Genomic DNA, 26,871 nt, shown 5'->3' with positions numbered 1-26,871 from the left:
GAGTGTACGAGGGTATGAAGAGCGTAACGATGAGTGATCGGATTTCAGGCCGGATCAGCGATTACGGTCCGATGTTCGAGTATACGATCAAGCTCGTTCTGCTGACCTCATTTCTTGAGTTGGTGCTCTATCGCCTGGTCTCGAGATTGGGGATGCATCTGAGCAAGATGGCTGTGGCGCATCCGTGGATCACCCCGACCTTCAGCACCCTCACAGAGATCGGCACCTGGCTCCTCAACATCGTGGCGATTCTCTTGTTCCTCGCGCTGGGTGTGACGATGGTCAATCGCAGCGCCGGCCAGGAGGTGAACCGGATGACCAAGGTAGCGATGAGCTGTGTGGTGTTGCTACTGCTCCTCACCGCGGCCTTTTTGGTGGTACCTTCCGGGATGGTCGGGTCATTGATCTATAACGTCATCGCCTTTCTGGCTTTGGCGTTGTTCATGTTCGAGTATGTCTCCACGCAACCGCAACGGTCGCACCAGGTGCTGGGAGTCACATTTTTTTTCGGTATTTCCGGATGGCTCTATTACCAAATTCTGTCGACCGCCTACAGTGTGGCCAACACCGTCGCGGCGCCGCCATTTGTCTATGAGGCCCATCGAATCGGCGAAGCCTTGATGGTACTGGCGAGTTTTCTGACTTTTGTGGCCTACGGCCAGGGGCTGTCGCTCAGGACGAAGAACCGCGTGCAGCGCAATCGGGCGATCTGGTTCTGGGCGACGACCGGGACGATCTTCACGACCCTCATTTTTACCGATTATCTGCTCGGTTTGTATGACCCAGGCTTGGCGTCCGGGGTTCGGCAAGCTTCCCAGGGGATCGGGTGGATTTTCCAGTTCGGCATGGGCTATACCTTCTATCTGCCGTTCGCCATTTATATGGGGGGGCTGCTCTGTTGGTCCTATACCGTCATCAAGCTGCTCAATATGGGGCGGCTGGCGGGGTATGGGATTGGACTGATGTTTATCGCGGGGTATGCGTTACTTTTTTCCAATCTCACGCTGATGGTGATTCTGGGAGTGATGCTGCTCGCGATGGATCGGGTCAGACCGGTGGCCTCGGAGTCTCCGTCGACGGCCGCGAATACACTCATGGGCTCTTCGGATGCCCTGGTAACCGAACAGGTATAATCACCGCAACTGAACACAGGGGCATGTATGGACACAACGAACCCAAGCAATGAACCCACGCAGACGGCGACCGCGCTGGATCCCGGAGATCAGCCGCTCTCGCCCGACGAGGAAATCCTGGCGATCGAGAAGCTGCTGGCGGAGGAGCCAGACGATTTTCAGGCCCGCTGCCGGTTGGGCGAATTGTACTTCAGTAAAGGCCGGATGGACGACGCCTTGATCGAGGTCAAGAAATCGATTGAGATGGCGGAGGGCTTGCGCGCCGAGATGAATCGGTCGCTGGCCATGTATTATTCGAACCTCGGGACCATCTACGCCACGAAGAACATGGCCGACGAAGCCGAGGCCGAATTCAAGCATGCGCTCGATGTGTTCCCGCATGACATCCTGGCGCTGTTTAATCTGGGCCGGGTCTATGCGGACAAGAAGAAATTCATGGAAGCCAAGGATTACTACGAGCGCCTTGTCGAGATGACGCCGGAAGATCCCATCGCCTGGTACAATCTCGCCAGCGTGTATGTGGAGCTGGATAACCCGCTGGTGTCCGACTACAACACGATCGATATGGGCATTCAGTGCTATATGCGCACGCTCGAACTTGAGCCCACGCATCTGGAAGCCAGCTTCAAATTGATGGAGATCGCACTGAATCACAAGAAGTCCGATCTGGCGATCAAGGTGATGGAGAGCGCCGTCGAGAACAATCCCGACGAGCCCCTGGCGTACTACAATCTCATCAGTGTGTACGACAAGTGCAAAATGTTCGAGCAGGCTGAAGAAGCTCGGAAGCGATTAAAAGAACGGTTTGCCAAGAAAGCCAAAGAGAGTTCCGCATCCTGATTTACCCCTTAGGAAGGAGTCCATCATGTTTGGGAGTCTTGGATTCACAGAGCTGATTCTGATCCTCGTGATCGTGTTGATCATTTTCGGCGCCGGTAAACTGCCGCAGCTGGGCGAAGGATTGGGCAAAGCCATCAAGGGCTTCAAGAAGTCCGTGCATGAGGCCGACGCCATCGAGGCCGAGGCCCAGGCGCTCGCCGCGCAGCAGCAAGCCGCGGCCGCGGCTCCGGCCATTACCGCCGCTCCGGTTCAATCGATGACCGTCGATCAACCGGCTGCTGTCGCGCAACCGGCCTCGCGCGCGTAAGTTTTCTTTCCGATGTGAAGTGGAGACGCACAGACGTCTATGGATACAGAACTGCAGTTAGCCGGCGGCTACATCGAGACCTTTGCGGGAAACGGGAAAGCCCGGAGTACCGGTGACGGGAAGCGGGCGGTGAAGGCGGGGATTCCGCTCCCTCACCATGTCGCGCTCGACAAGGAAGAGAAGTGGCTCTACTTTGCCGAGTCCGGTTCGGACCGTATCCGGCGGGTCAACATCCTCGAAGGCACGCTCCACAATTTTGCCGGGATCGGGGAAACCTGCTATAGCGGCGATGAGGGGCTTTGCGGAGAAGCCGGTCTGTATCTGCCGCTGGATGTCGCATTCGACTCACAGAACAACCTCTTCATCTGCGATTCCGGCAGCAACCGCATTCGCCGGGTCGATCGGGAAACCGGTATCATCACGACGGTTGTCGGGACCGGCCAGCATGGGTTCAATGGCGATGGCCCGGCGCTCGAAGTGAATCTGACCTGGCCTGCCGCGATTGCGTTCGATCGGGACGATGTCATGTACATTGCCGATACGCAGGCGCACAAGGTGCGGCGGTATGACCCCCGTACCGGGATGGTGACCACGGTTGCCGGTGCCTGGACGGCGGAAGACGAATCGCGGGAGCAGCCGTTGGTGGCGCGCAGTCTTGTGGTGCTTTCCGGGGATGCCATCGGCATCGACTTCAGCGATGACCAGGGTTGGTTGATGCCGGTCTGCTCGGACGGTCTGGATTTGTCGATGTATCTGGATGACGGGAAGCCTGCAATGGAAGCCCGCCTCTACGATCTCGTGGGAATGGCCATCGATAGCAAGGGCAACATCGTCGTCGTGGATAAGGGCAGCAATCGTGTCAGGAAGATCGACATGCAGACCGGTATTATTTCGACGGTGGCGGGGATCTGTCGCTACGGCTACGATGGCGACGACAAGCCGGCCGTGAAGTCGATGTTGCATGCGCCCGAGGGCGTTGTGTTCGATGCCGAAGACAATCTCTATGTTGCCGATACCATGAATCATCGCGTGCGGAGGATCGATGCGGTGACCGGCATGATCACCACCGTGGCGGGCAACGGCGACAGCGGGTATGAAGACAAGAACATGGGCGGGTGCGGCGCCGCGCGGTTTGTCGCCAAAGAATCGGCCGGCACGGTCAAGCACGGCGATGGACTGTTGGGCATCGAAGCCGTGGTGAACTCACCGGTCGGGTTGACGCTCGACTCACAGGGGCATCTCTATATTTGCGAGCGCGGCGAGAACAAAATTCGCCGGGTGAAACTGTCCTAGGGCCCCGTTTCTGAGCGTGAGCCAGGTCTCTTGGCTGGCGCTATGGTATTCTGCAGTGATCCAGACGGCGACCGTCGAATTTCGAATCATCTGCATGGTGCGAATGACGAATCTCAGCCAGTCCCGTCCTTTTCTGCTGGTGTTTTTTGCCGGCCTTCTTGTTATCGCTAGTGTTCTAGCCGGATGGGGAATTCCGCTGGTCAGCTCAGCGGGCATGACTATCCGGTCCCATTTCGCCGAGGGTGAACTGCCGTCGGCTCCGGACGATGCGGCATGGGCCACAGTCTCTTCCTTAACGGTGCCGCTCAGCGGACAGGTCATTACGCGCCCGGTCTGGCCTGAGCCGACAGCGCGGGCACTCGTCGTACGCTCTCTCCATAACGGCACCGAGATCGCCTTCCTTCTGGAGTGGCAGGATAACACCAAGAATGATCGCCTGACCCCTGGCACCTTTCGAGACGGCGTCGCCATCGGGTTGCCGCTCGGCGACGCGCCGGCATTCTTCTGCATGGGCCAGCTTGATCACTACATCAATATCTGGCATTGGAAAGCGGACTGGCAGAGTGATATCGACCGTCGCGCCTCTCGCCAAACTGAAAAGAAGGAAGGCGGCGTGCGCACGTTCGAAGTCATTCCCCGGCGAGTCTCGTCTGTGGAAGACTTGATCGGCGGAGGATTCAGCACGCTGACCACGAAGGAAAAGCAGGGACGGATTCAAGGGAAGGCGCAATGGAAAGACGGGGTGTGGCGTGTGGTGATGCGCCGCCCGCTGGTGAGCGAAGAGCCGGAGAATGAGGCGAAGCTCATTCCTGGCCGCGTCCAGACCGTCTCTTTCGCCGTGTGGAACGGGGAGAATAAAGAGCGCAACGGACAGAAGTCCGTCGCCCCCTGGTTCCAGCTGGCCATTGATCCGATTGCCAAGCTCTAAATTTCCTGGTGTAATGAATCGTCGATCGCCTGTGCCGATGACCCGTGAAAGGATCGCTATTCGAAGCCATCGATTCGTGAACATCGCGCTCCGGTGCGGTCGAAGTTGCACCCTGGCCCTCAGTCTCGTCGGCTTCACGGGAGCGAGCGGCTCTCTCCCGATAGCGGTAGCGGCTGACGCCGTGGCTATGACCGAGGACGAGGCGGTCAGGTTGGGTGAGGAATTCGGTGTGATGGTCGGATCCGTGGACGAGGATATCCGGAAAGAGCTGAAGCTGCAGGAGGCGAAGGGCGTCGCCGTATTCGAGGTGATCGGAAACTCCCGCGCAGACTATGCCGGTATCAAAGTGCGATCGGTCATCAAGGAAATCGACAAGACGGAAATTCGCAACATGACGGATTTCGGGATCGCGATCAAAAAAGCGATGAAGGAATGCAATTTTACCCTCGGGACCTATGAACCAGCCGATCCCGGCGATCCGGTCGGATGGGGTGTGAATTTTCATTTTGTCGGCTGCAAACGGGATTAAAGGTCACAGATGCCGTTGACACGACGCCTGGCTATTGGATGTTTCCTTCTGCTCGCTATCGGGCTGAATGCGCTCTCGCACGAGCGGGCTATCGCGCAAAAATCGGATGGAGCGGCGCCGCCCGACTGGGTGGCCGAGATCGAGAATGTGTTTATCCGCTCTGAAGATTGTAAGCAATGTCATGACCGCCACTATGAAGAGTGGAAAGGCATGCGGGAGCAAACCCCGGATCTAAAAACCTTCGGACGCGTCGATGCCGCGCTCTTGCATGGGACGTCGCTGGAGTCGCCGGTTTTTCGAACGGTGTTGGGCGTGTGGATGCAGACGAATCCGACTTCCGATGAACGGCAGCGCTGTCTCTCCTGTCACGTGCCATCCACGACAGTGTTCCCCCAGCATGCAGAAAAGATTGTCGCGCAGGTCTTAGCCGGAAAGCCGCAGGTCGAGGGGATCGGCTGTGCGACCTGCCATATGATCGGTTCCGTCGACACGACGCCCGGTCCGCCGCCGACCTTCAAGCTGACACCGGGCAAAACCCTCTATGGCCCCTTCGCGAATCCTGAAGAAAACCTCGTACACATCGGGGCGCAGTCGGATCTGTTCCGAGGGGCCAATTACTGTACCTCCTGCCATTTCGATAAAGTGAAAGATGTCACGAAGCGGGAGCTGCCCGGTGAAATTCTCCAGGGAACGATCTGCCAGGACTGCCACATGGAGCCTTCGACCGGCAGTTCGACATCCAAGCGCGGATCGATGACGCGGGCCATCGGCCGGCACTGGTTTCGGGGCGTCGTCATTCCCGGCACGTTGTTAAAGAACCGGAATCTCCAGGCCGAGTGGATGCCGCGTGTTGATATCGAGATGGCGAAGTCGAGCGGCACGGTGGAGGGGACGACGCTGGTTAAGGTGGGGAGTCTCCCCCACAGCTTCCCCGACGGGGATCCGGTGCTCAAGCAGGTGATCCTCACGATGACCGTCAAGGACGCGGCGGGCAAGGTCTTAGCGGAAGAGACGAAGCGGTTCGGCTTGCCCTACGACAAGATCCTGCGCGGCCCGATTCCCGATCCCTTTATTAAAGGCGGCAATACGAGAAAAGTACCGTTTGCCTATTCGATACCTGCAGGTTCGCTCCCGGCCTCGGTTGAAGCCGTATTGAGCTATGCATTGATTCCGACGCCGGAACCGGCGTTGCGGGAAAAGTATCTCGCGACGTTAAAAACCGATAAGGAACGGGACGAGGCGAAGCATGTGCTCGATGAGTACCAGCAGCCGCGTCTCCTCACCTATCGCGTGAAAACATTGTAGGGTAGCCATTGAAGAAGGATTGTGGCGTGGGTTTATACAAGCGCATCAAGCAGGGAGTCGTGGGTCTCGCGGTGCTTATCGGCGCGTTGGTTATCTGGAGCGGCGGGGAGCCCGGCTTATATGCGCAGGATGCCAAGTCACAGGCGGTAATCGAAAAGGCCTTTCCCAACTCCAGTAAGTGCAAGCGATGTCATGAGCGTGTGTTCGAAGAGTGGGAAACCTCTCCGCTCTCCAAGTCGATCCATTCGCCGGCCTTCCGTGCTTCGCTGGATGCGTATCTGAATTCCTCCGCAGGTAAAGATAAGGCGATGTGCTTCCGCTGTCATGCGCCCCATGTGCGTGAGTTTCCTGATCAAGCTCAGCTCTTCGTGGATCAGGCCAAGGCGGGAGATCCTTCATTGGATGGCGTGGCCTGCGCACAATGCCATTTGATTAAGCAGGTCGATCGGGCCAAGCAACCGCCGGAACCGAAATACGAACTGGGCAGCAAGACGCTCTATGGCCCCTACAAAGATTTTGTCCAGAATCTCGCGCATCAATCGATGGAACTGGGTCTGTTTCAAAAGTCCGATCTCTGCCTGAACTGCCACCAGTCCGTCCCCTCGGCGGCGAATCTGGGCAAGGCCAATGATTTGCTGGGGAGCTATGAGCAGAGTCAGGCCGTGAAGTCCGGCAAAGAGTGTCAGAGCTGCCATATGCCGGAGCAGGTCGGAGAATCGGCCAACGGAGAGAAGAAACGCAAAGTCGCCAACCATACGTTCCCCGGGCGCATCGGCAAGCTGCGGCAGGAAGCGGCGAAGCTGGATGTGCAGACCAAGATCGACGGGGATAAGACCACCGTCATTGTGAAAGTGCAAAGCCTCGTACCGCATAACCTGCCCACAACCCATCCGGCCTGGGCGTCGGTGGTGTTGGATCTCGATATCAAAGGCAAGAATCTGAAAACGGTCTTTGCCGATAGGCGGGTCTATGGCCGGACCTATGCCGATGCCAAGGGCCAAAAGACCGTCTTTGATTTTGAGGCGGTGAAAGTGCTCGAAGACACGGTGTTAAAGCCCGACGAAACGCGGGTCGAAACCTTTACCTTCCCCACGCCGAAAGATACGAAGACGTTCGACGTTGACGTGACCTTGAACTATGCGCCGATCAGTGGCCCTGCGCCGTTCCTCCAGCGTGTCGAAGCCGAAGCCTCCAAGGGATCGCAAGATCCGGTCTTTCAGGCGATCGACATCGTGAAACGCACCGAGAACATTCCCGTCAATAAGTAGCCGTATCTCGTCGCTCGTGAAGCCCATCTCGTGGCGGAGGCCGAACGGTCTCCGCACGTGCGAGAGGCGAATGACGTTTCCGAGATACGAAGGATGCTACTCGAAGATGACCTTGGAACTCGGCGACTTCATCTTAAAAATTTGCAGGGAGTTGTAGATGCCCTTGGCGGGGTGGTTGAGGACCAGGCGTGAATTCGTCACGTGGGTATCGAGCAGTTCGTATTGCCCGCCGCTGTAGTACAGATCGCAATCGTCGATCTGGCAGTTCTTGTAGACATGGTTGTCCAACGCCAGCTTGACCTTGCTGAACGTCTGTCCATCGATCACGATATAGTTCGGCTCAAATCCCATACAGCCCTCCACTTGCGCGGACTATAGCAAGTCTGATTCTTCCCCGCAAACAACAGTGTAATCCCTCAGGAAGATTTTCGCCTCTCCATTGTCCCCATCTTTCACCTTGATCCCTTTCAACCATCTGTATAGACTAACCAAGTTTTTCGGCTAGTTAGCACCATAGCGGCACCTGCACCACCCTGCGGACTTCTTCTCGAAGTGTCCTTCGGATGGGTTGAAGCCACGGGGAATTGAGCGACATTCAATGGTCGTTTAACCACTAGGAGGGTATCCCGTGAGCGACTCAGCCATCGTTACTTTTGCATTGATCGCAGCAGTCACCGGTATTGCCTACGGTCTCTATCTGGCGATGTGGGTGTTCAAGCTCGACGCCGGTAATCCCAAAATGCAGGAAATCGCGAAGGCAATTCAGGAGGGCGCGAGCGCCTATCTGAACCGCCAGTATCGAACCGTCGGCGTCGTTGCCGCGGTGCTGTTCGTCATGCTGTGGGGAGCAGGGGCGTTCTCGGATAAATTCGGACTACTGACCGCGATCGGATTTTTAATCGGCGCCGGCGCGTCATCGCTGGCCGGCTATGTGGGCATGGTGATCGCGGTGCGGGCGAACGTGCGGACGGCTCAGGCGGCCCATAAAGGAATGAATGCGGCGCTGACGGTCGCATTTCGCGGTGGCGCCGTGACCGGGCTGTTGCTGATCGGTTTAGGCCTGCTGGCCATTACTCTTTTCTACACAGTGGCCACGCAGATTGCAGGACAGGAGAAGGCGATTCATGCGTTGCTAAGTCTTGGATTCGGCGGCAGCCTGATTTCGGTCTTTGCCCGTGTCGGCGGCGGTATCTATACCAAAGCGGCGGACGTGGGCGCGGATCTCGTCGGAAAAGTCGAAGCGGGCATTCCGGAAGACGATCCCCGTAATCCGGCGGTCATTGCGGATAACGTGGGTGACAATGTCGGTGATTGCGCGGGTATGGCCGCGGACCTCTTCGAAACCTACGCGGTGACGACGGTGGCGGCGATGGTCTTGGCCTTCACCTTATTCAATGGGAACAGCGCGCCGATTCTCTACCCGCTCGCCCTCGGCGGCGTGACGATCTTTGCGACGATCATCGGGATTCTCTTCGTGAAGGTGAGCCCCGGCGGCGAGATCATGCCGGCGCTCTATAAGGGCCTGTTCGTGGCGGGTGGCATTGCTGCGGTCGCATTCTACCCTGTGACGAACACGATCATGGCCGGCGTGGGTGGCGTGAGTGGAATGAGTTACTACCTGGCGGCGTTGATCGGCTTGGCGGTGACGCTGGCGCTGGTCTTCATTACGGACTATTACACGTCTAAGAGCTATGCGCCGGTGAAGGCCATTGCCAAGGCCAGTGAAACAGGCCATGCGACGAACATCATTGCAGGGCTTGCAGTTGGGATGGAGGCAACGGCCTTACCAGTGGTGGTGATCGGGGGCGCGATTCTGACGAGCTACTCGATCTGCGGCGGCGCGGCATCGGGTGGATTGTATGGCGTGGCCGTGGCGGCGGTGTCGATGTTGTCGATGGCGGGGATTGTGGTGGCGATCGATGCGTTCGGTCCGATTACAGATAACGCGGGCGGGATTGCGGAGATGGCTCACCTCGGCAAAGAGGTGCGGGATATTACCGATCCATTGGATGCGGTCGGGAATACGACCAAAGCAGTCACCAAGGGCTACGCGATCGGGTCGGCTGGCCTCGCGGCGGTCGTGTTGTTCGCCGAATATGCGCGTGAGGTTGCAAAGGGGGCCGGAGCGAGCACGTTCGATCTTTCCAATCCCTCTGTTCTGGTGGGATTATTCCTGGGTGGGATGTTGCCGTTTATTTTTGGCGCCCTCTGTATGAAAGCGGTGGGAGAGGCGGCCGGTCTCGTAGTGGAAGAAGTGCGCAGGCAGTTCCGGACTATCAAGGGCATCATGGAGGGAACCGGCAAGCCGGAATACGGAACCTGCGTGGATATCGTGACGCAGGCGGCGATCAAAAAGATGATGGTGCCGGGCTTAATCCCGGTGATCTCCCCGATTCTGGTCGGTGTGATTCTTGGTCCGCAAGCGTTGGGCGGCATGCTCGTCGGTAGCATTGTCACCGGTTTGTTCGTGGCGATCTCGATGACGAGCGGCGGCGGTGCCTGGGACAATGCCAAGAAGTACATTGAAGAGCAGGGCAAGAAGGGGACCGATACGCACAAGGCGGCGGTTACCGGCGATACGGTCGGCGATCCCTATAAGGATACGGCCGGTCCGGCGATCAATCCGATGATCAAAGTCATCAATATTGTGGCGCTGTTGATTGTATCCTTGATTGTGAAATAGGGTTTCGATCTTCGTGGCTCACGATCAGACGGTCGTGAGCCACGAAAGCGAAGAATCGCCACACGATTCTCTGCTTGGCTTGACGGCTGAAATAACCCTAAGGTAAGGTGATCGCAAGGGATCACGCGCCGCGCTGGTCCACGAGAGTTTCCCAGAACTACGGGAGGTGCTCGGATGGAAAAACAGGAGCGCAAGCAGGAGCCGAAACGCGAGCCTCAATCGAAGGACGAGGTCAAGGCGAATCCGAAGGTCGTTGAGACCGGGAAGAAGCTCACGGAAGATATCGACAAGCTCGTCGATGAGATCGACGAGGTCCTCGAAAAGAACGCTGAAGAGTTCGTCAAGAACTACGTGCAAAAGGGGGGGGAATAGCGAACGACTGGTTCGCGTTCCCCTTCTTCATTTCCCTCCCTCCGCTGGCTCCATTGTCCTCTCCGTCCGGTATATGATCCGCCTCCGATCTTCTCTGTAGCGACCGTTTTCGCATGGTTTGACAAAGGGATGGTGAGCATTTACCATCCGCGGTATCCGACCTGTTGACCCTATTCGCCTGTAGCCCGTACCGAGGCATGGATGACGTCTAAGCTCTGGGTGTTTCGTGATATCGATCCCGGCCGGCGGGCGACATTGGCCCAGGCCTTGTCGATCTCGCCTGCGACGGCAGGCCTACTGTTAGCGCGCGGCGTCACCACGCCTGATGAAGCCACCGCCTGGATGACCCCGCTCCGTGCGCACGATCCCTTTTTGATCCCCGACATCGAAGCCGCCATCGATCGATTGCACTATGCCGTGCAGCATAGTGAGCGGGTCTGTTTCTATGGCGACTACGACGTGGATGGAATGTCGGCTACGAGTATTTATTATTCGTTCTTCCGCGGGCTCGGCGCCAACGCACAAGCCTATGTGCCGCATCGGGTTCGGGAGGGATACGGGTTGAATGAAGGGGCGGTGCGGGCGCTGGCCGCGGAGGGGGTGAAGCTGCTGGTCACCTCGGATTGCGGGACCACCTCACACCATGAAATTGCCGTCGCCAATCAGTTGGGGATGGATGTCATTGTGACCGACCACCATCAGACGGATGAGCAGATGCCGCCGGCGCTGGCGGTTATGAATCCGCACAGGCGGGAGGCGCGCTATCCGTTCCGCGGGCTCTGCTCCGGTGGATTAGCCTACAAGGTGGCCGATGCCTACCGGCAGCGCTACAGTCAGGGGACGGTGTCGCTCGATTCGCTGCTGGATCTGGTGGCCTTGTCGACGATTGCCGATGTGGTGCCATTGCAGGATGAGAACCGGGGATTTGTTCAGGAAGGGTTGCGCCAACTGTCGCGCGGGTCGCGTTGCGGGATTCGTGCGTTGAAACAGGTTGCCGGAGTGACGCGTGAGTGCACTTCGGAGACGGTGGGATTCAAGCTCGGGCCCAGGCTGAACGCAGCAGGGCGGTTGGACCATGCGATCAAAGGCGTGCAGTTGCTGACGACCGAGTCCGAATCGGAGGCGATGCAGCTCGCACAGGAGCTTGAACAGCTCAATCGTCGCCGGCAGGAGCTTGAAGCAGACATCATGCGGGAAGCCGTCGCGATGCTTGAGGGTGGCGAGGTGCCGCCGGCGATTGTGTTGGCCTCCCGCGGCTGGCATCTCGGCGTGGTGGGTATTGTAGCCGCGCGGTTAATGGAGCGCTATCATCGCCCGGCGATTGTGATGGCCATCAATGAACAGGGGATCGGCAAAGGATCGGCTAGGACCATCCCAGGATTTGATCTCTACCAAGCCTTGGCCTCGTGCAAGGATCTGCTCGTGGCATTCGGCGGGCACCCTAGCGCAGCGGGGATGACGATTCACGAATCTCAATTGCCGGAATTTCAGGCACGGTTTGCGGCGGTGGCAGGAGCCTGGTCCTCGACGGGAAAAGTGGTCCCTACGCTGCACCTCGACTCTGAAGTGTCGCTAACGGAAGTCAATATGCGCCTCCTCCAGGAAATCGGATCGCTGCATCCATTCGGGGCGGGGAACCCTGAGCCGATGTTTGCCGTGAAGGGATTGGCGATCATGGAGGCGCGCGTCGTCGGCGAGAAACATTTGAAAATGACGGTCCGGCAGGGGCGGTCGCTGCCGTTCGACAGTATCGGGTTCGGCATGAAGTCGCTTTCGGAGCAGGGATTGACGCTCAACCAGCCGGTTGATCTGGCCTTCACGCCCGAGATTAATCACTGGAACGGGCACGACCGCATTCAATTGCGCATTCGGGATATGCGCGCGACGGCGAGGGAGTAACGCGTCGATGGTCTACGAAACCGTCACAGATATCGATCAGCTCCTCGACCGTGTGCGGAGCTATCAGCCGGAGGCCGATCTCAGTCTGGTGCGCAAGGCCTATGACTTCTCTGCCAGAGTGCATGAAGGGCAAACGCGCCGTTCCGGCGAGCCCTACGTGCAGCATCCGGTCGCCGTCGCCGGCGTGCTGACCTTGCTCAAAACTGATGTGGCGGCGGTGGTGGCGGGACTGCTGCACGACACCTTGGAAGACACGGTAGCGACGCCGGCCGAACTGGAGCGCGAGTTCGGGAAAGAAGTGGTCCATCTGGTCGACGGGGTAACCAAGATCGGGAAGATCACGTTCCGGAGCTATGAAGAAAAGCAGGCGGAGAATTTCCGCAAAATGGTCCTGTCGATGGCGGACGATATCCGCGTCGTCATCATCAAGCTGGCCGATCGCCTCCATAATATGCGGACACTGGAGCACTTGGGCGAGGCGAAGCGCCTGGAAATTGCCCAGGAGACCCTGGAGATTTACGCTCCGCTCGCCAACCGGATCGGGATCGGCTGGGTGAAGAATGAACTGGAAGACTTGTGTCTCAAGCACCTCAAGCCCGATGTGTACGAAATGCTGCGGGTGCGTGTCGCAAAGCGCGATGAAGACCGGGAACAATACATTCAGGAAGTGCGCGATCTGGTCGAAAAGGCGCTGACCGACGTCGGGTTGCAGGGGACGGTGTACGGGCGCCCGAAGCACTTGTATGGCATTTACCAGAAGATGAACAAGCAGGATATTTCCTTTGAGGAAGTCTACGACCTCACGGCCTTGCGGATCATCACCGATACGAAGATGAACTGTTATGCCTTGCTCGGGGTGATCCATTCGCTCTGGCGCCCGCTGCCAGGCCGGTTTAAGGACTACATCGCGATCCCCAAATCCAACCTCTATCAATCGCTGCACACGACGGTGGTCGGACCGAAGGGCGAGCACGTCGAATTCCAGATTCGAACCGACGAAATGCATCGCGTGGCAGAATACGGGATTGCGGCGCATTGGAAATATAAAGAGCAGGGCAAGGTTGCAGAGAAAGATAACAAGGCGTTCGGCTGGTTACACCAGTTTGTCGAGTGGCACACCGATCTGCCGGACAATCGCCAGTTCATGGACTCCGTCAAGCTTGAGCTCTTTCACGACGTGGTCTATGTGTTTACGCCCAAGGGGATCGTGAAGGAACTGCCGAAGGGATCCACCCCGGTCGACTTTGCCTATGCCATCCACACGGAAGTCGGTGACCATTGTGTCGGGGCCAAGATCAATGGCAAGATTGTGCCGTTGAAGCATCAGGTGACGAGCGGGGATACGGTTGAAATTCTCACGTCGCCGAACCAGACGCCGCATAAGGACTGGCTCAAGTTTGTCCGGACCTCGCGCGCCAAGACAAAAATCAAACATTGGGTCAAAGCCGAAGAGCAAACGCGCAGCATCGACATCGGGCGGCGTCTCTTGGAGTCGGAGTTGCGGCGCCACTCGTTTGCGCCGGCGCAGATGCTGCGGTCGGAGCAACTATTGGAGGTGGCGCGGCAGCTCGGGCATGACACGCTCGACGAACTGATGGCGGCGGTAGGATTCGGCCATCTTGCGACGGCAGAGGTAATCGCGAAGCTGGTGACGCCATCGCCGGGAACTGCAGTGCCGGTCGCGGAGCCGGTTTCGACACCGAAGACCCCGGTCGGCAAATCCGACGACAAAGGCGTACGCGTCAAAGGCGCGCGCGATCTCTTGATGCAGCTCTCTCGTTGCTGTAATCCGGTGCCGGGGGATCGGATTCTCGGCTACATTACCCGCGGGCGCGGATTGACCATCCACTCGGTGGATTGCCCCAATCTGGAAGCGCTGGATTACGATCGGGAACGGCTGGTCGAGGTGGAATGGGATACGGCGACGCCGGGGTTGCACCCGGTGAAAGTGTCGGTGATGGCAGTCGACAAGACCGGGGTGTTGGCGAATGTATCATCCGCAATTGCGGAATGTCAGGCGAACATCAGCCGGGCGGAAATCGCGACGCGTGAAGACCGGAAGGCGGTGTTGGATTTTGTCGTCGAAGTCAATGATACGAAGCACATCAATCATGTGCTGAAGGCGATTGAACGGGTCGAGGGGGTGATCTCGGCGCGGCGTATTCGGGCGTGGCAGGAAAAATAATGGCCGGCTGGCCCGCAGGTCTTACGGATTCGCAAACTGCAGTTTTGTGCCCTTCTCGATCTTCAATCCATCCACGGTTCCGGCGGCAATCTCCAGTACGTACATCGCCCCGTCGTTCGGGCGGTACTGGGGGCAGGAATCATCCGTTCTCGTGCAAATCGGCACGTTCCGTTCGATGTGGATGACGCGTTTTTTATCATCCATCCAAATCAGATCAAGCGCGATCAGGGTGTTCTTCATCCAGAAGGTCCACTCCTGGGCCTGGTCGAAGAAGAACATCATGCCGTGGTCTTTTTTGAGGTGATCGCGGTACATCAACCCGGCGGCGCGCTTCTGAGGAGTGTCGGCGATTTCGGCTTGCACGACGGTCCCGGAAGGGGTTTTCACAGGGATCAGCCGCGCAGCGGGACTGCCGGCCGGCGGCGTGGCGTCTCCGTTTGATGGACCAGCCAGGCTAAGCACCACGAACGCAATCAGGATCACTCGAATGAACATAGAGGCATGGTACTGGCCGGCATGGTGGCAGTCAAGGTATGGGTATGGCCGCCGCATGATGGCGTGGAACAATATAGGAAACGCGGGCGGGGTTGGCCGTCTTGCAATCCCGAGGAGACCTGTGCCATCCTCGGCCATCTCAGCCTGGAGGCCCGCATGAAGGAAGTTCGCAAGGTTCATTACGTCAAAGGGGTGTTTGTGTGTCCGAGCTGCCGCCAGTCGTACGTCCAGGAAAAATGGATTGAAGCTTGGCGCGTGCGCTGTCATCGTTGCGAGTATCGCGGAGCCCTCACGGATGTCTCCGTCGAAGAGCGGATGGAAGAGGAAACGTTTCGTCGGTGATCCGGTTTGTATCTCTGGCTGGGCATAAGGGCCATGGTCATGCCACTGGTCCTGTGCCCACCGCAGCCCCCAGTCCTTTCTTGCCTAACGCCTTAGCCGTCTGTCTACTTATTGGTTCCGCCTTTTTTGGAGTCAGTGCGGTCTCTGCGGACGAGTCTATTCCCACACCCATCAGGATCCTCGTCGCGTATCATTCCCTCTCTGGCAATACCGAACGAATGGCCGAAGCAGTGGTCGAAGGCGCGAAGGGCGTTCCGGGAGCCGTGATTGTGATGAAGCGTGTCGGGCAGGTCACGGCGGATGATTTGTTTTCATCCGATGCGGTCATCGTCGGCTCGCCGGTCTACTGGTCCAATATGTCGGGCGAGGTGAAGACCTTCTTCGACAATTGGCAGTTTAAGTTCGGGGTCTTTCCGGACTTCAAGATGAAAAATAAGGTCGGGGCGGCCTTCGCCACGGGTGGGCAGATCTCGAGCGGCAAAGAAGTAACGATGCTGACTATTCTGGCGGCGATGCTCGGGAATCACATGATCGTGGTCAGTGGCGGCGGTGCCTTTGGCGCCTCTGCAACCACGGAAGGCGACAGCCCCGGCATCGACAACAAAGAATTGGCTGAGGCTCGCGCCTTAGGCCAACGGGTCGCCGAAGTCGCGCGACTCATCCACTCGGCGCCTTCCCGCTAAGTCATTTCCGACAATCTGAAGTTTCCTGAATGGCCGGACAGTCAGCGAGTGACCAAAAAGCGGTCTTGATCGCCTGTCGCGTTTTCGAGCGGGAGCGTGGTTCGCTGTGAGGTGAAGTCGGAAAGAGAGTTATCGGTCGGTTGTGCGGGGGCAGGAGGTCGCTGATCCTTGAGCCGCAATCTCGACGAACTCGCAAATATTCTTCGCGCAACGTCCGCAACAGCCGTTTCCCTTGAGCTTGAACTTGGCTTTGAGGGCGCAGGGAGTCACATGGCCGGCCCGGCCGGCTTCCCGCACATCCGATTCAGTAATTCCGTTGCAGAGACACACGTACATGGCAACCTCCATGAACGATTATGATAACCATTCTCAGTATGCCAGCATGTGGGGATTCTGTCAAGCCTCTTTCGATAAGCCAGGAGTAGGGCATTTCGCTGTTCTGAGATGGTCGCTCTATCAGGAAAGGGTCGCTTCCAATTGGACGACCATTTCGCGAATCGTGTCGAATCCTGACTGCCAGAAGGCTTCAGCCGTCATATCGACGCCCACTTTGGCCAGAATGTCGCGGGGAGCTTCAGATCCGCCGGTCTCCAGGAGTTCCAGGTATTTGGGAACAAAGGCGGCGCCTTGTTCCTTGTACATGCGGTACAAGGCCAGCACGAGCAGATTGCCGAAGCTGTAGGCATAGCAATAGAACGGGCTGGCGAAGATATGGGGAATACTCAGCCATTCCCACTGAAATTCCTTTGGGACTTTGACGGCCTTGCCGAACTGTTGGCGGAGTTCGCCCAGGTAGGCTTTTGCCAGCTGGTCACCCGTCGCGCCTTCCCCCACCATCTGGTGCGCCAGCTTTTCAAAGCGGACGAAATAGGCCTGGCGTAACACCGTCGCATAGATATCATCGAGCTGGCCGATCAGCAGTCCCTGGCGAACGGCCTTGTTGCGCTCTTGAGACATCAACGCATCGGAGAGAATCCGTTCGCCGAAGACCGAGGCGGTTTCCGCGAGTGGAAGCGTCGAGTGGAAGGTAAAGACGGAGTGATCCTTGGCCATCATGCCATGGACGGCATGTCCCAGCTCATGAGCCATGGTGGCGATGTCGCGGGCTTCGCCGGTGTAGTTCAGCATTACATAGGGCGTCATGCCGGGGACGACGCTGTAGCAGTAGGCGCCGCCGAGCTTCCCTGAACGGGTCGGGCCGTCGATGTGCCGGTCTGTGAAGACCTGCTCTGCCAGATCGGCCAGGCGGGGAGAGAATCCGCGATAGGCCTCCAGCACCATTTTTGCCGCGTCTGCATACTTATACTTCTTGGCCTCTGTGCGGTGGGGCGCATAGAGGTGATAGCGGCTCATCGGCGTGATCTTGCAAATCTTCGCTTTGAGTTTGAAATAGGTTTGAAAGATGTCGGCGTTCTTGGCGCAGGCTGAGAGCAGCACGTCGACGGCCCGGTCGGGGACATCGTTGCCGAGGTTGCGCGTCGCAATCGGAGAGCCAAAGTGGCGGAGCCCGAGGTTTTCCGACTTCCAGTCGTTCACGAGCGTCTTGTAGATTTCGCCGAGCAGGTCGCGCTGGCCTGAAAACACCCGGTAGAGTTCTTGATACGCCGCCTGCCGCACGGAGGCCTTCTGGCTGCGGACATAGGCCATCAATTCCTCGCGGCTCATCGTCTTCTTCTTCCCGCCGACCGTCAGCGTGAAGGTGAATCCATTGGTCACGATGTCGTAGAGCGTATGGATCGCGCTGCGTCCCGTCACATTCTTCAGGTTGACGATTTTCTCTTCCGGTTCGGACAACGTGTGCGGCTTGAACCGCCGGATGGTTTCCAGGTGATATCGCAGGTCGCCGGCATCGGCCATCAGACGGGCGGCATTGGTGTCGTCGACGCTTTGCCACCAGAGTTCAAAGAACAGCAGACGGTTACTGAGGGCGGTCAGTCGTTCCTCGACCTGCGTCTTGAACGAGCGGGCCGCGTCGTCCTTGGTGTTTTCTGAAAACCAGAGATAGGCAAAAGCGCCCAATCTGGATGAACCTTGCGCGATGGCCTCGCTGCACCGCAATAAGGCGAGAAGATCCTGGTTGGGCATCGCCGGAGAAAGGCCGGGCCGGGCGGATTCGATCTGCACTACCTTCGCTTCCAACTCGGCCAGGAGCGCATCGAGTTGGCGTGTCGGATTCTTGACGAGATGGGTCAGGTCCCATTTGTCTGAGAAAGACTGAGTTTTGGATTGGCGTGATGTCGAAGCGGTTCGCGTAGAGGATCTGCCGGCCATCGTCGTCTCCTTCGTGACACAGGGGTGAATGAGCCGAGATCATACCATTGGAGGCCGGTCAAGCGCGGAGAAAAAACGAGAGATGCTATGGCCACCGCTGCGTTGACAGCGGTCCGACAGGATGTGAAAATCCGGCTGGAAAGGAATCGAGCATGACCGATCAAGAACTCAATCGAGCGATCCAATACGTGACGGCCAGCACCTCGTATGCGCGGGAGATTGTGGCGGACATCATCAACACGGGTCTGGGCGAATTGTCGGCCATTGCCTCGCAGTCGTCGCGGCAATTTGAACGGGCGACATTGCTGGAATATGTGACTCAATGGGCCATCAAGCGCACCGGGCAACCTGAGCCGTTGGTTCGCGAAGTCCTCGGCTGTGCCAGCCGGTGGTTGGATGAAGTGTATGAAGAAGTGTCGAAGCGCCAGCCGGAAGCGTTGGGGTTGGCTTCCGGTGATGACGAGGGAACAGAAGCGGTGTGAGCCATGGCACGGTTCCGACCTCGAAACACGTTCAAATTGGTCACCCATCTTCGGGACGGCCATCAGTCTCCGCTGCCCGCCTGGAAGCGGGAAGAGCAAGGGCTGTCCCGCGATCTTGAAGAACGCTGCTCGACGGTTCAGCAGCATTGCGGCGATGCAGCCAGTCATCTTCGATTAGGTCGCCTCGTCCCCCGCCTGACCCACTATAATTACGGTGTCAGAGAGTCCGCGCTGGCTGAATTGGAGTTGGCCACCCAGTTGATCCGTGTCGGTGCCCGGGTGAACTTTCTGCCGGAGTCGCAGGCGCGGACGGCCGATTTAGAATGTTATCTGGGCCGGGAACGATTTTTCGTCGAAGCGACCGCGATGGTGGGCTCCGCAGAACGTCGGCAGTTGCCGGTTCGGGGACTGGCGGAGGTCGATGTGCAAGGCGATGAAGAGGATCGGGGCGTCATCCTGATCCATCGCATCCTCGCCCGCATCCGGCAGAAGGCGAAGCAGTTGGCCGACTACTGCGATCCGGTGGTGCTCTGTATCTCCGTCCCGCGTGCAGATCTGTTAGGGGACAAGACGAGCCGGCATGAAGAAATCTGGCTGGATCTGAAAGCGCTGGCCGGTTCGGTGACGGTGCTTCTCACGACATTGCGGCAGCTCAGTGCCGTGATGATTGCCCTGTGGGATGTGGAGCCATTGCCGTCGAAGGCAGGGACGAGACTGGCCAACGTCGACCTCGTCGAACGGCCGAAGCGGCAGCGAGGCTATCCCCGTGTCCGGATGCTGGTGCAGAATCCCGGTGTCCTGTCACCGCTGACAGAGTTACAGGAAGAGACCTTTCGGCAGGTGCTCTAAGCGGTCAGGCGGGAAGCGAGCTCTTCAGCATTTCCAGATTCTTCGTCACCATCGCATCGCCGTTCTTCGTCGAGACGTCAATGCCGGTGACCGCCACCGCACGACATTCGTCGATCCGGCCGAGTTTGTGCAGGGATTGCGCGAGCGCGTAGTAGGCCGCTGAATAGGTCGGCTTCACTGTGACGCATTGCTGCAAGGCCTTGGCCGCTTCGTCGAAGTTGCCGTCTTCCATATAGGCTTTCCCGAGACCGAACCATGCGACGTCGTCCGTCGGTTCAATCGCGAGCACTCTCTTTAGCGGTTCGATACGGGGATTGGGCATGGGGCTCCTCCAGTTCCTTCGACGATAGCAGCGGCGGGCGCTCGTTGTCTATGCCGATTCCTGCGTGCTACGATTCGATAGGACGCTGAAAATGTCTGCCAGCTTCGTTCTCGCGTCGCTCAACGCCTTAACGTACTGAGAAGTACGCCATGGCATCTCTCTCGCTGCGGCCTTGCCGGGGAGCCATTTTGAGCGTCCTGTTTAGCCTGTAAAATGGAGCAGTTGTGGGTAAGACGGGTCTTGTCTATCATCCGGCCTATCTCGAACACGACATGGGGATGGGCCATCCCGAGTCGCCGAACCGGCTGCGCGCGATCATGCAGCAGCTGGAACAGAGCGGCACGATGGCGCAATTGACCAGGATCGAGCCGCGGATGGCCGAGGATGAATGGATCACGAAAGTACACACGGCAGCCTACCTTGCGTCGCTGAAGCAGCACGCCCCTACGAACGGGCGCGTGCCGCTCGATCCCGATACGTCCATGTCTCCTGGTTCGCTGACCGCCGCCTATCTGGCGGCCGGAGGCGCGCTGGCCGCGGTCGATGCGATGATGGCGAAGCAGGTTGAGCATGTCTTTTGCGCGGTGCGGCCTCCGGGACACCATGCCGAAGCCAATCGCGCGATGGGGTTTTGTCTGTTGAACAATGTGGCCATTGCCGCGCGCTATGTCCAGAAGAAGCATGGCCTCTCCCGAGTGCTGATCGTCGATTGGGACGTGCATCACGGCAATGGCACGCAACACAGTTTTGAAGACGATCCCTCGGTCCTGTTTTTCAGCACCCATCAATTTCCGCACTACCCCGGTACGGGTCGCGAATCGGAGCGAGGCCGGGGCGCAGGGGAAGGCTACACGATCAACGTGCCGATGGAAGCGGGAGAGGGGGACGACGAATATCGCGCCGTCTTCCACAAGGTGCTGGTGCCGGCGGCGGAACGGTTCAAGCCTGAGCTGGTGATCATCTCAGCCGGATTCGATGCGCATAAAGACGATCCGCTTGCCAGTATGGGATTGACCGAGGCGGGTTATGCGGAGTTGACCGGCATCGTGGCCGGTATTGCCAGGACGTACGCGCAGGGGCGCATTCTTTCGTCTCTCGAAGGGGGATACAATCTCACGGCTCTGGCGGCCTCGGTGGACGCCCACGTGTGCGGGTTGTTGGCATCATGACGCGGCTGGTGAAAATCGGGTTGGGCGTCGTCGGTCTGGCCGCTGCGATCTACGTCTACTACACCGAGATCAAGCCCGTCGTGATATTCGGTTTGCGCGATGAGTATGCGCATGCGATTCCGTTTCAGAAAGTGCCCGAGGGTTTGACGAGTCTAAGCGCCGAATCGTGCGGATCGTGCCATCGCGAGATTTATGACGAGTGGAAGACCAGCATCCATGCCAAGGCGTATGAAGATCCATTTTTTCAGGCTTACTGGAAGAAAGACAAGAACATCTGGGTTTGTCTGAACTGCCACACGCCGCTGGAAAATCAGCAGCCGACCTTGGTGAAGGATATCCCGCGCGGTCGTGTGGAAAAGGCGGTGCAGGAGCCGAACCCGCACTATGATCCCGCCTATCAAAAGGAGTCGGTCACCTGCGCCGCCTGCCATGTGCGCGACGGGGTGATCTATGGTCCCTTCGAAGATTCTGCCGCGCCGCATCCCACGAAGTTCGATCCGAACTTCAGAACTACGCAGGTCTGTCAGCGCTGTCACAATGTCGTCTCAGGTCCCGCCCAGTTTTACAATGTAGGCCCTTGCGGGACCTATGCCGAGTACGAAGGCAAGTTCTTCATGCAGGAACGGGGCTTCATTTGCCAGAGTTGCCACATGCCCGAGGTGACTCGCCCGGTGGCGCCGGATAGCCCCATTCGCCATGGCCGCCGACATCTGTGGCGAGGCGGGCATGATCCGGACATGATTCAACGGGCGGTGGCGATCGAGGTCAAGACGGACACCCCGCAACCCAAACCAGGGGACGAAATCGCCGTTACGCTGAACCTGATCAATGCCGGCGCGGGCCACAAGATCCCGACCGGCGATCCCGACCGGCACTTTACTATCGAGTTTTCCGTCGAGGACGCGCAGAAGAACGTGTTGGACCAACAGAAATCGACCATAGGGCGCTGGATTCTCTGGCAGCCGGCCATTCTCGAACTGTACGACAACCGGCTCCTGCCTCTGGCGAGCCGGGAGTACAGTTTTGCCTATCGTATCCCCCCTAAATCAGAGGGCTTGATTCTCAAGGCGCGGGTGCAGTACCACATTCTGACGGACGGGCAGCATGAGATGCTCCGGACCAAGTATGGACTGACGGGGAACGATCCCTATCGGTTCGTGATTTACGAACGGGAGTTTCCTCTTTCTGAGAAACTGGCAGCAGCCTTGGATCGGGAGAATCGTCAGCAGACCGCATTGAGTCGTCCAGTGGAAGAAACGAGTTGCAAGGTGAAGGCTGCAAGCTGATCCTGTACGAACAAAGGAACCACATGACACACCCTTTATTGATGGATACGGAAACCTTGCAACAGCGTCTCGGGCAGCCGGGATTGGTGATTGTCGATGTCCGGGGAAAGTCGGCCTATGAGTTCGGCGGCCACATTCCCGGCGCCGTGCATTCGACCTGGCACGAATACAGCGATCCGAATGCGATTCCGAAAGGGCTCCTGAATCCCGATCTCGCGCAGGTCGAGCGGCAGCTCTCGGCATTGGGGATCAGCAACGACAGCGAAGTGGTCATCTACTCCAATCCCTTCGACAATTGGGGCGATGAAGGGCGCATGTTCTGGATGCTGGAATATCTCGGCCATCAGAACTTGAAGGTGCTCGACGGCGGCTGGGTCAAGTGGACGGCGGAGAAGCGCCCCTTCGGTCATGGCCGTGAAACGCCGAAGCCGGGCACGTTCAAAGCCAAGCCGGTGAAGAGTGTTGCGATGACCAAGGATGAGTTAAAGCTCATCGTCCGTCAGGCGCATCCGCAGACGGCTGTCCTGGATGCGCGCAGCCTGGAGGAGTATCTCGGCAAGGAAGTGTCGGGGATTCCGCGTCCCGGGCATATCCCTTCGGCCATCCATGTCGCGTGGAACACGTTTCTCAACAAGGACGCGACGATCAAGGATTTCGTCGCCATCAAGGATTCCCTGCAGGACAAGGGGATACAGGATTCGCAGGAGATCATCTGCTATTGCACCGGCGGTGTCCGATCGGCCTGGCTCTATTTCATTCTGAAGCTCGTGGGCTATCAGAATGTCCGCAACTATCCGGGATCCTGGTGGGAGTGGAGCCGGGATTTCGCCTGTCCGGTTGAAAAAGACATACAAGGGCTACAGAAAATTCTGGGGTTCAACGAGTCGGCGCGGCCTTCTTGACAGTCAAAAACGCGCTGTGTAAGGTGAATCCACGAGGAATGCTTATCCGTACCTTTCATAAGATGATTAACCTGTAAGGAGGCCATTATGACAATCTCTATTCGTCGCAGCCTGGTGATGTTGGCGGCAGTGAGTGCGTTCGTTGCCGGTCCGGTGATGACCGGTCTGGCGTTGGCCGATAATAAGCATGTGGCTGAGGCCGTCGAGCATGCGAAAGAAGCTGCGGCCCATGGCAAGCAAGGCCATGCCGATGCCCTGGTGCAGCATGCTGAGGGCGCTCTCAAACATGCCGAGGCGGCCGGTGTGAAGAATCCGCACTTGGACGAAGGCGTCAAGCATCTGAAGGAAGCTATCGAACACGGCAAAGCCGGTCATGCCGATGTGGCCACGCAGCACGCCGAAGGTGCCGTCACGCATTTGTCGGAAGTGAAGTAACGCATCGACAGCACAGATTTTCCGGCTGGCAGTTGACAGCCGGGGTATTCGGAACGGGCAGGGGGCAACAACCCTGCCCGTTCTTGCTTGAGCGGGAGAGAGCGCAGTGCGCGTCGGGTATTACCAATATGAGCCGGAATTCGGCAAGGTCGCGAAGAACCTGGAGGTGATTCGTGCCAAGCTGGAACAGACCGAGGCCGACCTCATGGTCCTGCCGGAGCTCTGTGCATCGGGGTATCAGTTTGTGTCGGTCGAGGAAGCACTGGCGCTATCCGAACCGGTGCCGGATGGACCGACGACGAAGATGCTCGTGGAAGTGGCCAAGCGCCGGCGCATGCATATTGTAGCCGGCTTGCCGGAGCGGGCAGGGGCGCACTGTTATAATTCGGCGGTGGTCGTCGGGCCGTCAGGATTGCTCGGCTGCTATCGAAAGAGCCATCTGTTTTTTGAAGAGACGCTCTGCTTCGCTCCTGGAGATACCGGCTTTCAGGTTTGGGATATCGGATCCGCCAAGATCGGGGTCATGATCTGCTTCGATTGGTACTTCCCAGAATCTGCGCGGACTCTGGCCCTCATGGGAGCCGACATCATCTGCCATCCCTCCAATTTGGTCTTGCCGAATTGTCCGGACTCCATGCCGGTGCGTTGCTTGGAGAATCGCATCTTCGCCGTCACGTGCAATCGCATCGGAACCGAAGCGCGCGGCGGGAAAGATGCCCTCACATTTATCGGCAATAGCGAGGTTGTCAGTTCCCGTGGCGTCATCCTGCAGCGCGCGTCGCGCGACCGTGAAGAACTGGCCGTGGTGGACATCGATCCGACCGAGGCGCGGAACAAGGCGCTCACCCGCTACAACGATCTGCTCGGCGATCGCCGTTCCGCGCTCTATCACAAGTAGGAATCCCTCGTAGAACGCGGGCCGTCGCTGAGCGGCCGTTCTCAACGTAGGCTTGCGCCATGGACGCGAGCACGGTAGGATCTTCTTATGGATATGGAACTCGGTAAGGGCATTTTCCTCGTGGCGACGCCCCAACTGCGCGATCCCAATTTCCGCCAGACCGTGGTCTTACTCTGTGAACATGGGGATGAAGGCGCGCTCGGTGTCGTGGTCAATCGGCCGACCGCCATGTCTATCTCGGAAGCGCTCCCGCAGGTGCCCATCATCGAAGGGGCGAGTCATGTGCTCTATGCCGGGGGGCCCGTGCAGACGAATCACGTCATGCTGCTATACCGGGTCGACCAGCTGCCGGAAAATTCCCACCATGTGTTTGACGGGGTGTGCCTCGGCGGAGATATGGGCGTGGTCGAACGGATCCTCACCGGCCCGACGACCAAAGATTCCTTTCGCGCCTATCTCGGGTACTCGGGCTGGGGCCCTGGCCAGTTGGAGTCGGAGATGAAGACCGGTTCCTGGATTACTTTGCCCGCCGATTCCAAGATCGTGTTTGAGAAAGATCCCGCGCAGGTGTGGCAGGAGATTCTGCTGAGCCTGGGGGATGCATACAAACACTACGCAGACATGCCGTTTGATCCATCTTGTAATTGAACGGCCCATTCAAGTCGCGACCATTTTCTCTGCAGCGATTGCCCGGCGACTCCATTGAAGCCTGTCGGCGGCAGTGTTAGGCTGCCGCATGGGATGCCTTCCCCGTTCTCCTGTTGCAGTTGGTCGGTTCATAAGACTGATCAGTCTCTTCGTGGCAGCACTCCTCTCTTCCCACTGCGGAGTCGGGTACACCATTTATAAATCCGAGTCGAAGCTGGATCGGCTGGCCGTGCCGATGACCAAAGCGCAAGTGCTCGGTGAGATCGGCCGTCCCGATCGCGTCTTGCGGGACGATGGCCGGATGCTCGTCTGGGAGTATTCACTGACAACCCGCAATCAATGGCTCTATGAGCTGGGCCTCTGTCCGATCTCCGTCTGGATCGGCGGCTGTGTGATTTATCCCTTTACCAATATCGCCCTGGAACGTCAGCGCGAGTATCCCCAGCATGTCGTGCTGGTGAATGAAGAGCTGTGCACATGGGGCCCCCCGGTTGCCATCTTGCAGCGGCGAAAGTCGTGTGAGGTGGCCGGCGTGCCGCACGGTCGCGCAGATGGCCGTACAGGCCGGCCTGAGCCGGTCGTGACCGGGCTGGGGCCGATCAATCGGGAGACCATCGACCGCTACCGTACCATGGCGGTCATGTTGTTCGAAGACGGGCCGAATGCGCCGGGCTCCGGCTCGCGCGTGGCGGGGATTGTGACCACGTTGTTATTGGATCTCGATATGAACATGGTCGAGCGTGCCAAGCTCGACGAAGTGTTGAAGGAACAGGTGATTCAGCTCACCCATGCCGACGATGCCAACGTCTTGAAGGTCGGGAAGCTCGTCGGAGCCCACGCGATCATCGTCGGCGGCGTGCAGCAATGGGAGCAGCACTCCGAAGCACGGACGAACAGCGTGTCTCTCTCTCTGCGGATAATCGATGTGGAAACCGGCCAGCTTCTCTTCAATGGCGAAGGCCATTTGACCGATCGGACCACCGACGATCCGGAGAGTTCAGCCCGGATCATCGTCCATCGCATTCTGGCGCGTTTTGGTTCGCAGACCGGCTTGCTCGGCTCCGGACGTATCGGCGTGAATTGGGAGCTGCTCGAATCGGGCGGCGCGCACTACTACGTCGTGCGGGAATTGCGTAGCGGCCTCCCGGCGGAGAAAGCCGGACTGCATGTCGGAGATGAAGTCGTCGGCTGTAACGGGTCTTCACTGGCAGGAGTGAAATCAGAACGCGAAGCCAAGCGGCTCTGCCAGATCGAAGCAGGCCAATCTCTCAAGCTCGATATTCGCCGCGGCGGTTTCCCGCTGGAACTCGGCATCGTGGCCGAACCAAGACCGGGGCTGTGATGTTA

28 protein-coding genes are annotated in these 26,871 nt (G+C 58.3%); 23 read left to right on the top strand and 5 right to left on the bottom strand.

Going from position 1 to position 26,871, the window contains the following annotated elements; translation table 11 throughout:
* Nucleotides 1–29: 29 nt before the first annotated feature.
* The 8 genes from Q7U39_05075 to Q7U39_05040 are packed head-to-tail and all read left to right on the top strand — an operon-like array spanning nucleotide 30 to nucleotide 7,603.
* Complete coding sequence (locus Q7U39_05075; protein MDO9117310.1) at nucleotides 30–1,133, top strand: hypothetical protein; 1,104 nt, start codon at nucleotides 30–32, stop codon at nucleotides 1,131–1,133.
* Nucleotides 1,134–1,160: 27 nt separating this feature from the next.
* Nucleotides 1,161–1,973, top strand: a complete 813-nt coding sequence (locus Q7U39_05070; protein ID MDO9117309.1) for a tetratricopeptide repeat protein — start codon at nucleotides 1,161–1,163, stop codon at nucleotides 1,971–1,973.
* A 25-nt stretch (nucleotides 1,974–1,998) separates the two neighbouring features.
* Nucleotides 1,999–2,280 (top strand): twin-arginine translocase TatA/TatE family subunit, encoded by a 282-nt coding sequence (tatA, locus tag Q7U39_05065; GenBank protein MDO9117308.1) that lies wholly within the window; start codon nucleotides 1,999–2,001, stop codon nucleotides 2,278–2,280.
* 39 nt (nucleotides 2,281–2,319) lie between these two features.
* The gene (locus Q7U39_05060) at nucleotides 2,320–3,573 is read left to right on the top strand and encodes a hypothetical protein (protein ID MDO9117307.1); all 1,254 of its coding nucleotides are present in this window, start codon (nucleotides 2,320–2,322) and stop codon (nucleotides 3,571–3,573) included.
* 16 nt (nucleotides 3,574–3,589) lie between these two features.
* Complete coding sequence (locus tag Q7U39_05055) at nucleotides 3,590–4,501, top strand: ethylbenzene dehydrogenase-related protein (GenBank protein ID MDO9117306.1); 912 nt, start codon at nucleotides 3,590–3,592, stop codon at nucleotides 4,499–4,501.
* Between the two features lie 31 nt (nucleotides 4,502–4,532).
* Entirely contained in the window at nucleotides 4,533–5,030 is a 498-nt protein-coding gene (locus Q7U39_05050) for a PDZ domain-containing protein (protein ID MDO9117305.1), read from the top strand.
* A 9-nt stretch (nucleotides 5,031–5,039) separates the two neighbouring features.
* Nucleotides 5,040–6,335, top strand: a complete 1,296-nt coding sequence (locus Q7U39_05045; GenBank protein ID MDO9117304.1) for a multiheme c-type cytochrome — start codon at nucleotides 5,040–5,042, stop codon at nucleotides 6,333–6,335.
* A 26-nt stretch (nucleotides 6,336–6,361) separates the two neighbouring features.
* Nucleotides 6,362–7,603 carry a multiheme c-type cytochrome gene (locus tag Q7U39_05040; protein ID MDO9117303.1) on the top strand — a complete coding sequence of 414 codons (1,242 nt, stop codon included), beginning with the start codon at nucleotides 6,362–6,364 and terminating at the stop codon, nucleotides 7,601–7,603.
* Between the two features lie 96 nt (nucleotides 7,604–7,699).
* On the opposite strand, the gene Q7U39_05035 is transcribed toward Q7U39_05040, so the two are convergent.
* Nucleotides 7,700–7,954, bottom strand: a complete 255-nt coding sequence (locus Q7U39_05035; protein ID MDO9117302.1) for a hypothetical protein — start codon at nucleotides 7,952–7,954, stop codon at nucleotides 7,700–7,702.
* A gap of 277 nt (nucleotides 7,955–8,231) precedes the next feature.
* Here Q7U39_05035 and Q7U39_05030 point away from each other — a divergent pair, with 277 nt between their 5' ends.
* From Q7U39_05030 to Q7U39_05015, 4 genes are all read left to right on the top strand, one after another.
* On the top strand, nucleotides 8,232–10,286 hold the full coding sequence (locus tag Q7U39_05030) for a sodium-translocating pyrophosphatase (protein MDO9117301.1): 2,055 nt from the start codon (nucleotides 8,232–8,234) through the stop codon (nucleotides 10,284–10,286).
* 174 nt (nucleotides 10,287–10,460) lie between these two features.
* The gene (locus Q7U39_05025) at nucleotides 10,461–10,658 is read left to right on the top strand and encodes a ubiquitin-like protein Pup (GenBank protein ID MDO9117300.1); all 198 of its coding nucleotides are present in this window, start codon (nucleotides 10,461–10,463) and stop codon (nucleotides 10,656–10,658) included.
* Between the two features lie 201 nt (nucleotides 10,659–10,859).
* Complete coding sequence (gene recJ, locus Q7U39_05020) at nucleotides 10,860–12,557, top strand: single-stranded-DNA-specific exonuclease RecJ (protein MDO9117299.1); 1,698 nt, start codon at nucleotides 10,860–10,862, stop codon at nucleotides 12,555–12,557.
* A gap of 7 nt (nucleotides 12,558–12,564) precedes the next feature.
* A complete protein-coding gene (locus Q7U39_05015; protein ID MDO9117298.1) occupies nucleotides 12,565–14,742 on the top strand; it encodes a bifunctional (p)ppGpp synthetase/guanosine-3',5'-bis(diphosphate) 3'-pyrophosphohydrolase in 2,178 nt (725 codons plus the stop codon).
* A gap of 21 nt (nucleotides 14,743–14,763) precedes the next feature.
* Here Q7U39_05015 and Q7U39_05010 read toward each other — a convergent pair whose 3' ends face one another.
* A complete protein-coding gene (locus Q7U39_05010; protein MDO9117297.1) occupies nucleotides 14,764–15,237 on the bottom strand; it encodes a DUF192 domain-containing protein in 474 nt (157 codons plus the stop codon).
* A 156-nt stretch (nucleotides 15,238–15,393) separates the two neighbouring features.
* On the opposite strand from Q7U39_05010, the gene Q7U39_05005 reads away from it, so the two are divergent.
* Both Q7U39_05005 and Q7U39_05000 read left to right on the top strand, forming a co-directional pair.
* Complete coding sequence (locus tag Q7U39_05005; protein ID MDO9117296.1) at nucleotides 15,394–15,579, top strand: hypothetical protein; 186 nt, start codon at nucleotides 15,394–15,396, stop codon at nucleotides 15,577–15,579.
* 53 nt (nucleotides 15,580–15,632) lie between these two features.
* Nucleotides 15,633–16,262 carry an NAD(P)H-dependent oxidoreductase gene (locus Q7U39_05000; GenBank protein ID MDO9117295.1) on the top strand — a complete coding sequence of 210 codons (630 nt, stop codon included), beginning with the start codon at nucleotides 15,633–15,635 and terminating at the stop codon, nucleotides 16,260–16,262.
* A 129-nt stretch (nucleotides 16,263–16,391) separates the two neighbouring features.
* On the opposite strand, the gene Q7U39_04995 is transcribed toward Q7U39_05000, so the two are convergent.
* Both Q7U39_04995 and Q7U39_04990 read right to left on the bottom strand, forming a co-directional pair.
* A complete protein-coding gene (locus Q7U39_04995) occupies nucleotides 16,392–16,598 on the bottom strand; it encodes a (2Fe-2S)-binding protein (GenBank protein ID MDO9117294.1) in 207 nt (68 codons plus the stop codon).
* Between the two features lie 120 nt (nucleotides 16,599–16,718).
* Nucleotides 16,719–18,533, bottom strand: coding sequence for a M3 family oligoendopeptidase (locus Q7U39_04990; GenBank protein MDO9117293.1), 1,815 nt, complete (start codon nucleotides 18,531–18,533; stop codon nucleotides 16,719–16,721).
* Nucleotides 18,534–18,685: 152 nt separating this feature from the next.
* On the opposite strand from Q7U39_04990, the gene Q7U39_04985 reads away from it, so the two are divergent.
* Together Q7U39_04985 and Q7U39_04980 are read left to right on the top strand one after the other, a co-directional pair.
* Nucleotides 18,686–19,015: a hypothetical protein gene (locus Q7U39_04985; GenBank protein ID MDO9117292.1), complete on the top strand. Its 330-nt coding sequence runs from the start codon at nucleotides 18,686–18,688 to the stop codon at nucleotides 19,013–19,015.
* A gap of 3 nt (nucleotides 19,016–19,018) precedes the next feature.
* On the top strand, nucleotides 19,019–19,864 hold the full coding sequence (locus Q7U39_04980; protein MDO9117291.1) for a hypothetical protein: 846 nt from the start codon (nucleotides 19,019–19,021) through the stop codon (nucleotides 19,862–19,864).
* A gap of 4 nt (nucleotides 19,865–19,868) precedes the next feature.
* Here Q7U39_04980 and Q7U39_04975 read toward each other — a convergent pair whose 3' ends face one another.
* Nucleotides 19,869–20,186, bottom strand: coding sequence for a tetratricopeptide repeat protein (locus tag Q7U39_04975; protein MDO9117290.1), 318 nt, complete (start codon nucleotides 20,184–20,186; stop codon nucleotides 19,869–19,871).
* Between the two features lie 224 nt (nucleotides 20,187–20,410).
* On the opposite strand from Q7U39_04975, the gene Q7U39_04970 reads away from it, so the two are divergent.
* The 7 genes from Q7U39_04970 (at nucleotide 20,411) to Q7U39_04940 (ending at nucleotide 26,866) form a co-directional block, all read left to right on the top strand.
* Nucleotides 20,411–21,355, top strand: coding sequence for a histone deacetylase (locus Q7U39_04970; GenBank protein MDO9117289.1), 945 nt, complete (start codon nucleotides 20,411–20,413; stop codon nucleotides 21,353–21,355).
* Entirely contained in the window at nucleotides 21,352–22,641 is a 1,290-nt protein-coding gene (locus tag Q7U39_04965) for a multiheme c-type cytochrome (protein ID MDO9117288.1), read from the top strand. Before Q7U39_04970 ends, Q7U39_04965 begins: the two co-directional genes overlap by 4 nt.
* Before the next feature lie 23 nt (nucleotides 22,642–22,664).
* Nucleotides 22,665–23,543, top strand: coding sequence for a sulfurtransferase (locus tag Q7U39_04960; protein MDO9117287.1), 879 nt, complete (start codon nucleotides 22,665–22,667; stop codon nucleotides 23,541–23,543).
* An 87-nt stretch (nucleotides 23,544–23,630) separates the two neighbouring features.
* A complete protein-coding gene (gene smbP / locus Q7U39_04955) occupies nucleotides 23,631–23,978 on the top strand; it encodes a small metal-binding protein SmbP (protein ID MDO9117286.1) in 348 nt (115 codons plus the stop codon).
* 106 nt (nucleotides 23,979–24,084) lie between these two features.
* The gene (locus Q7U39_04950) at nucleotides 24,085–24,876 is read left to right on the top strand and encodes a nitrilase-related carbon-nitrogen hydrolase (protein ID MDO9117285.1); all 792 of its coding nucleotides are present in this window, start codon (nucleotides 24,085–24,087) and stop codon (nucleotides 24,874–24,876) included.
* Between the two features lie 87 nt (nucleotides 24,877–24,963).
* Nucleotides 24,964–25,524 carry a YqgE/AlgH family protein gene (locus Q7U39_04945; protein MDO9117284.1) on the top strand — a complete coding sequence of 187 codons (561 nt, stop codon included), beginning with the start codon at nucleotides 24,964–24,966 and terminating at the stop codon, nucleotides 25,522–25,524.
* 151 nt (nucleotides 25,525–25,675) lie between these two features.
* The gene (locus Q7U39_04940; GenBank protein MDO9117283.1) at nucleotides 25,676–26,866 is read left to right on the top strand and encodes a CsgG/HfaB family protein; all 1,191 of its coding nucleotides are present in this window, start codon (nucleotides 25,676–25,678) and stop codon (nucleotides 26,864–26,866) included.
* The last annotated feature ends 5 nt before the right edge of the window (nucleotides 26,867–26,871 follow it).

It is taken from the genome of Nitrospira sp. (assembly GCA_030653545.1).
Lineage (GTDB): Bacteria > Nitrospirota > Nitrospiria > Nitrospirales > Nitrospiraceae > Nitrospira_D.
Note: the sequence above shows the minus strand (reverse complement) of the source record. Positions and strands in the feature narration are given on the sequence as shown.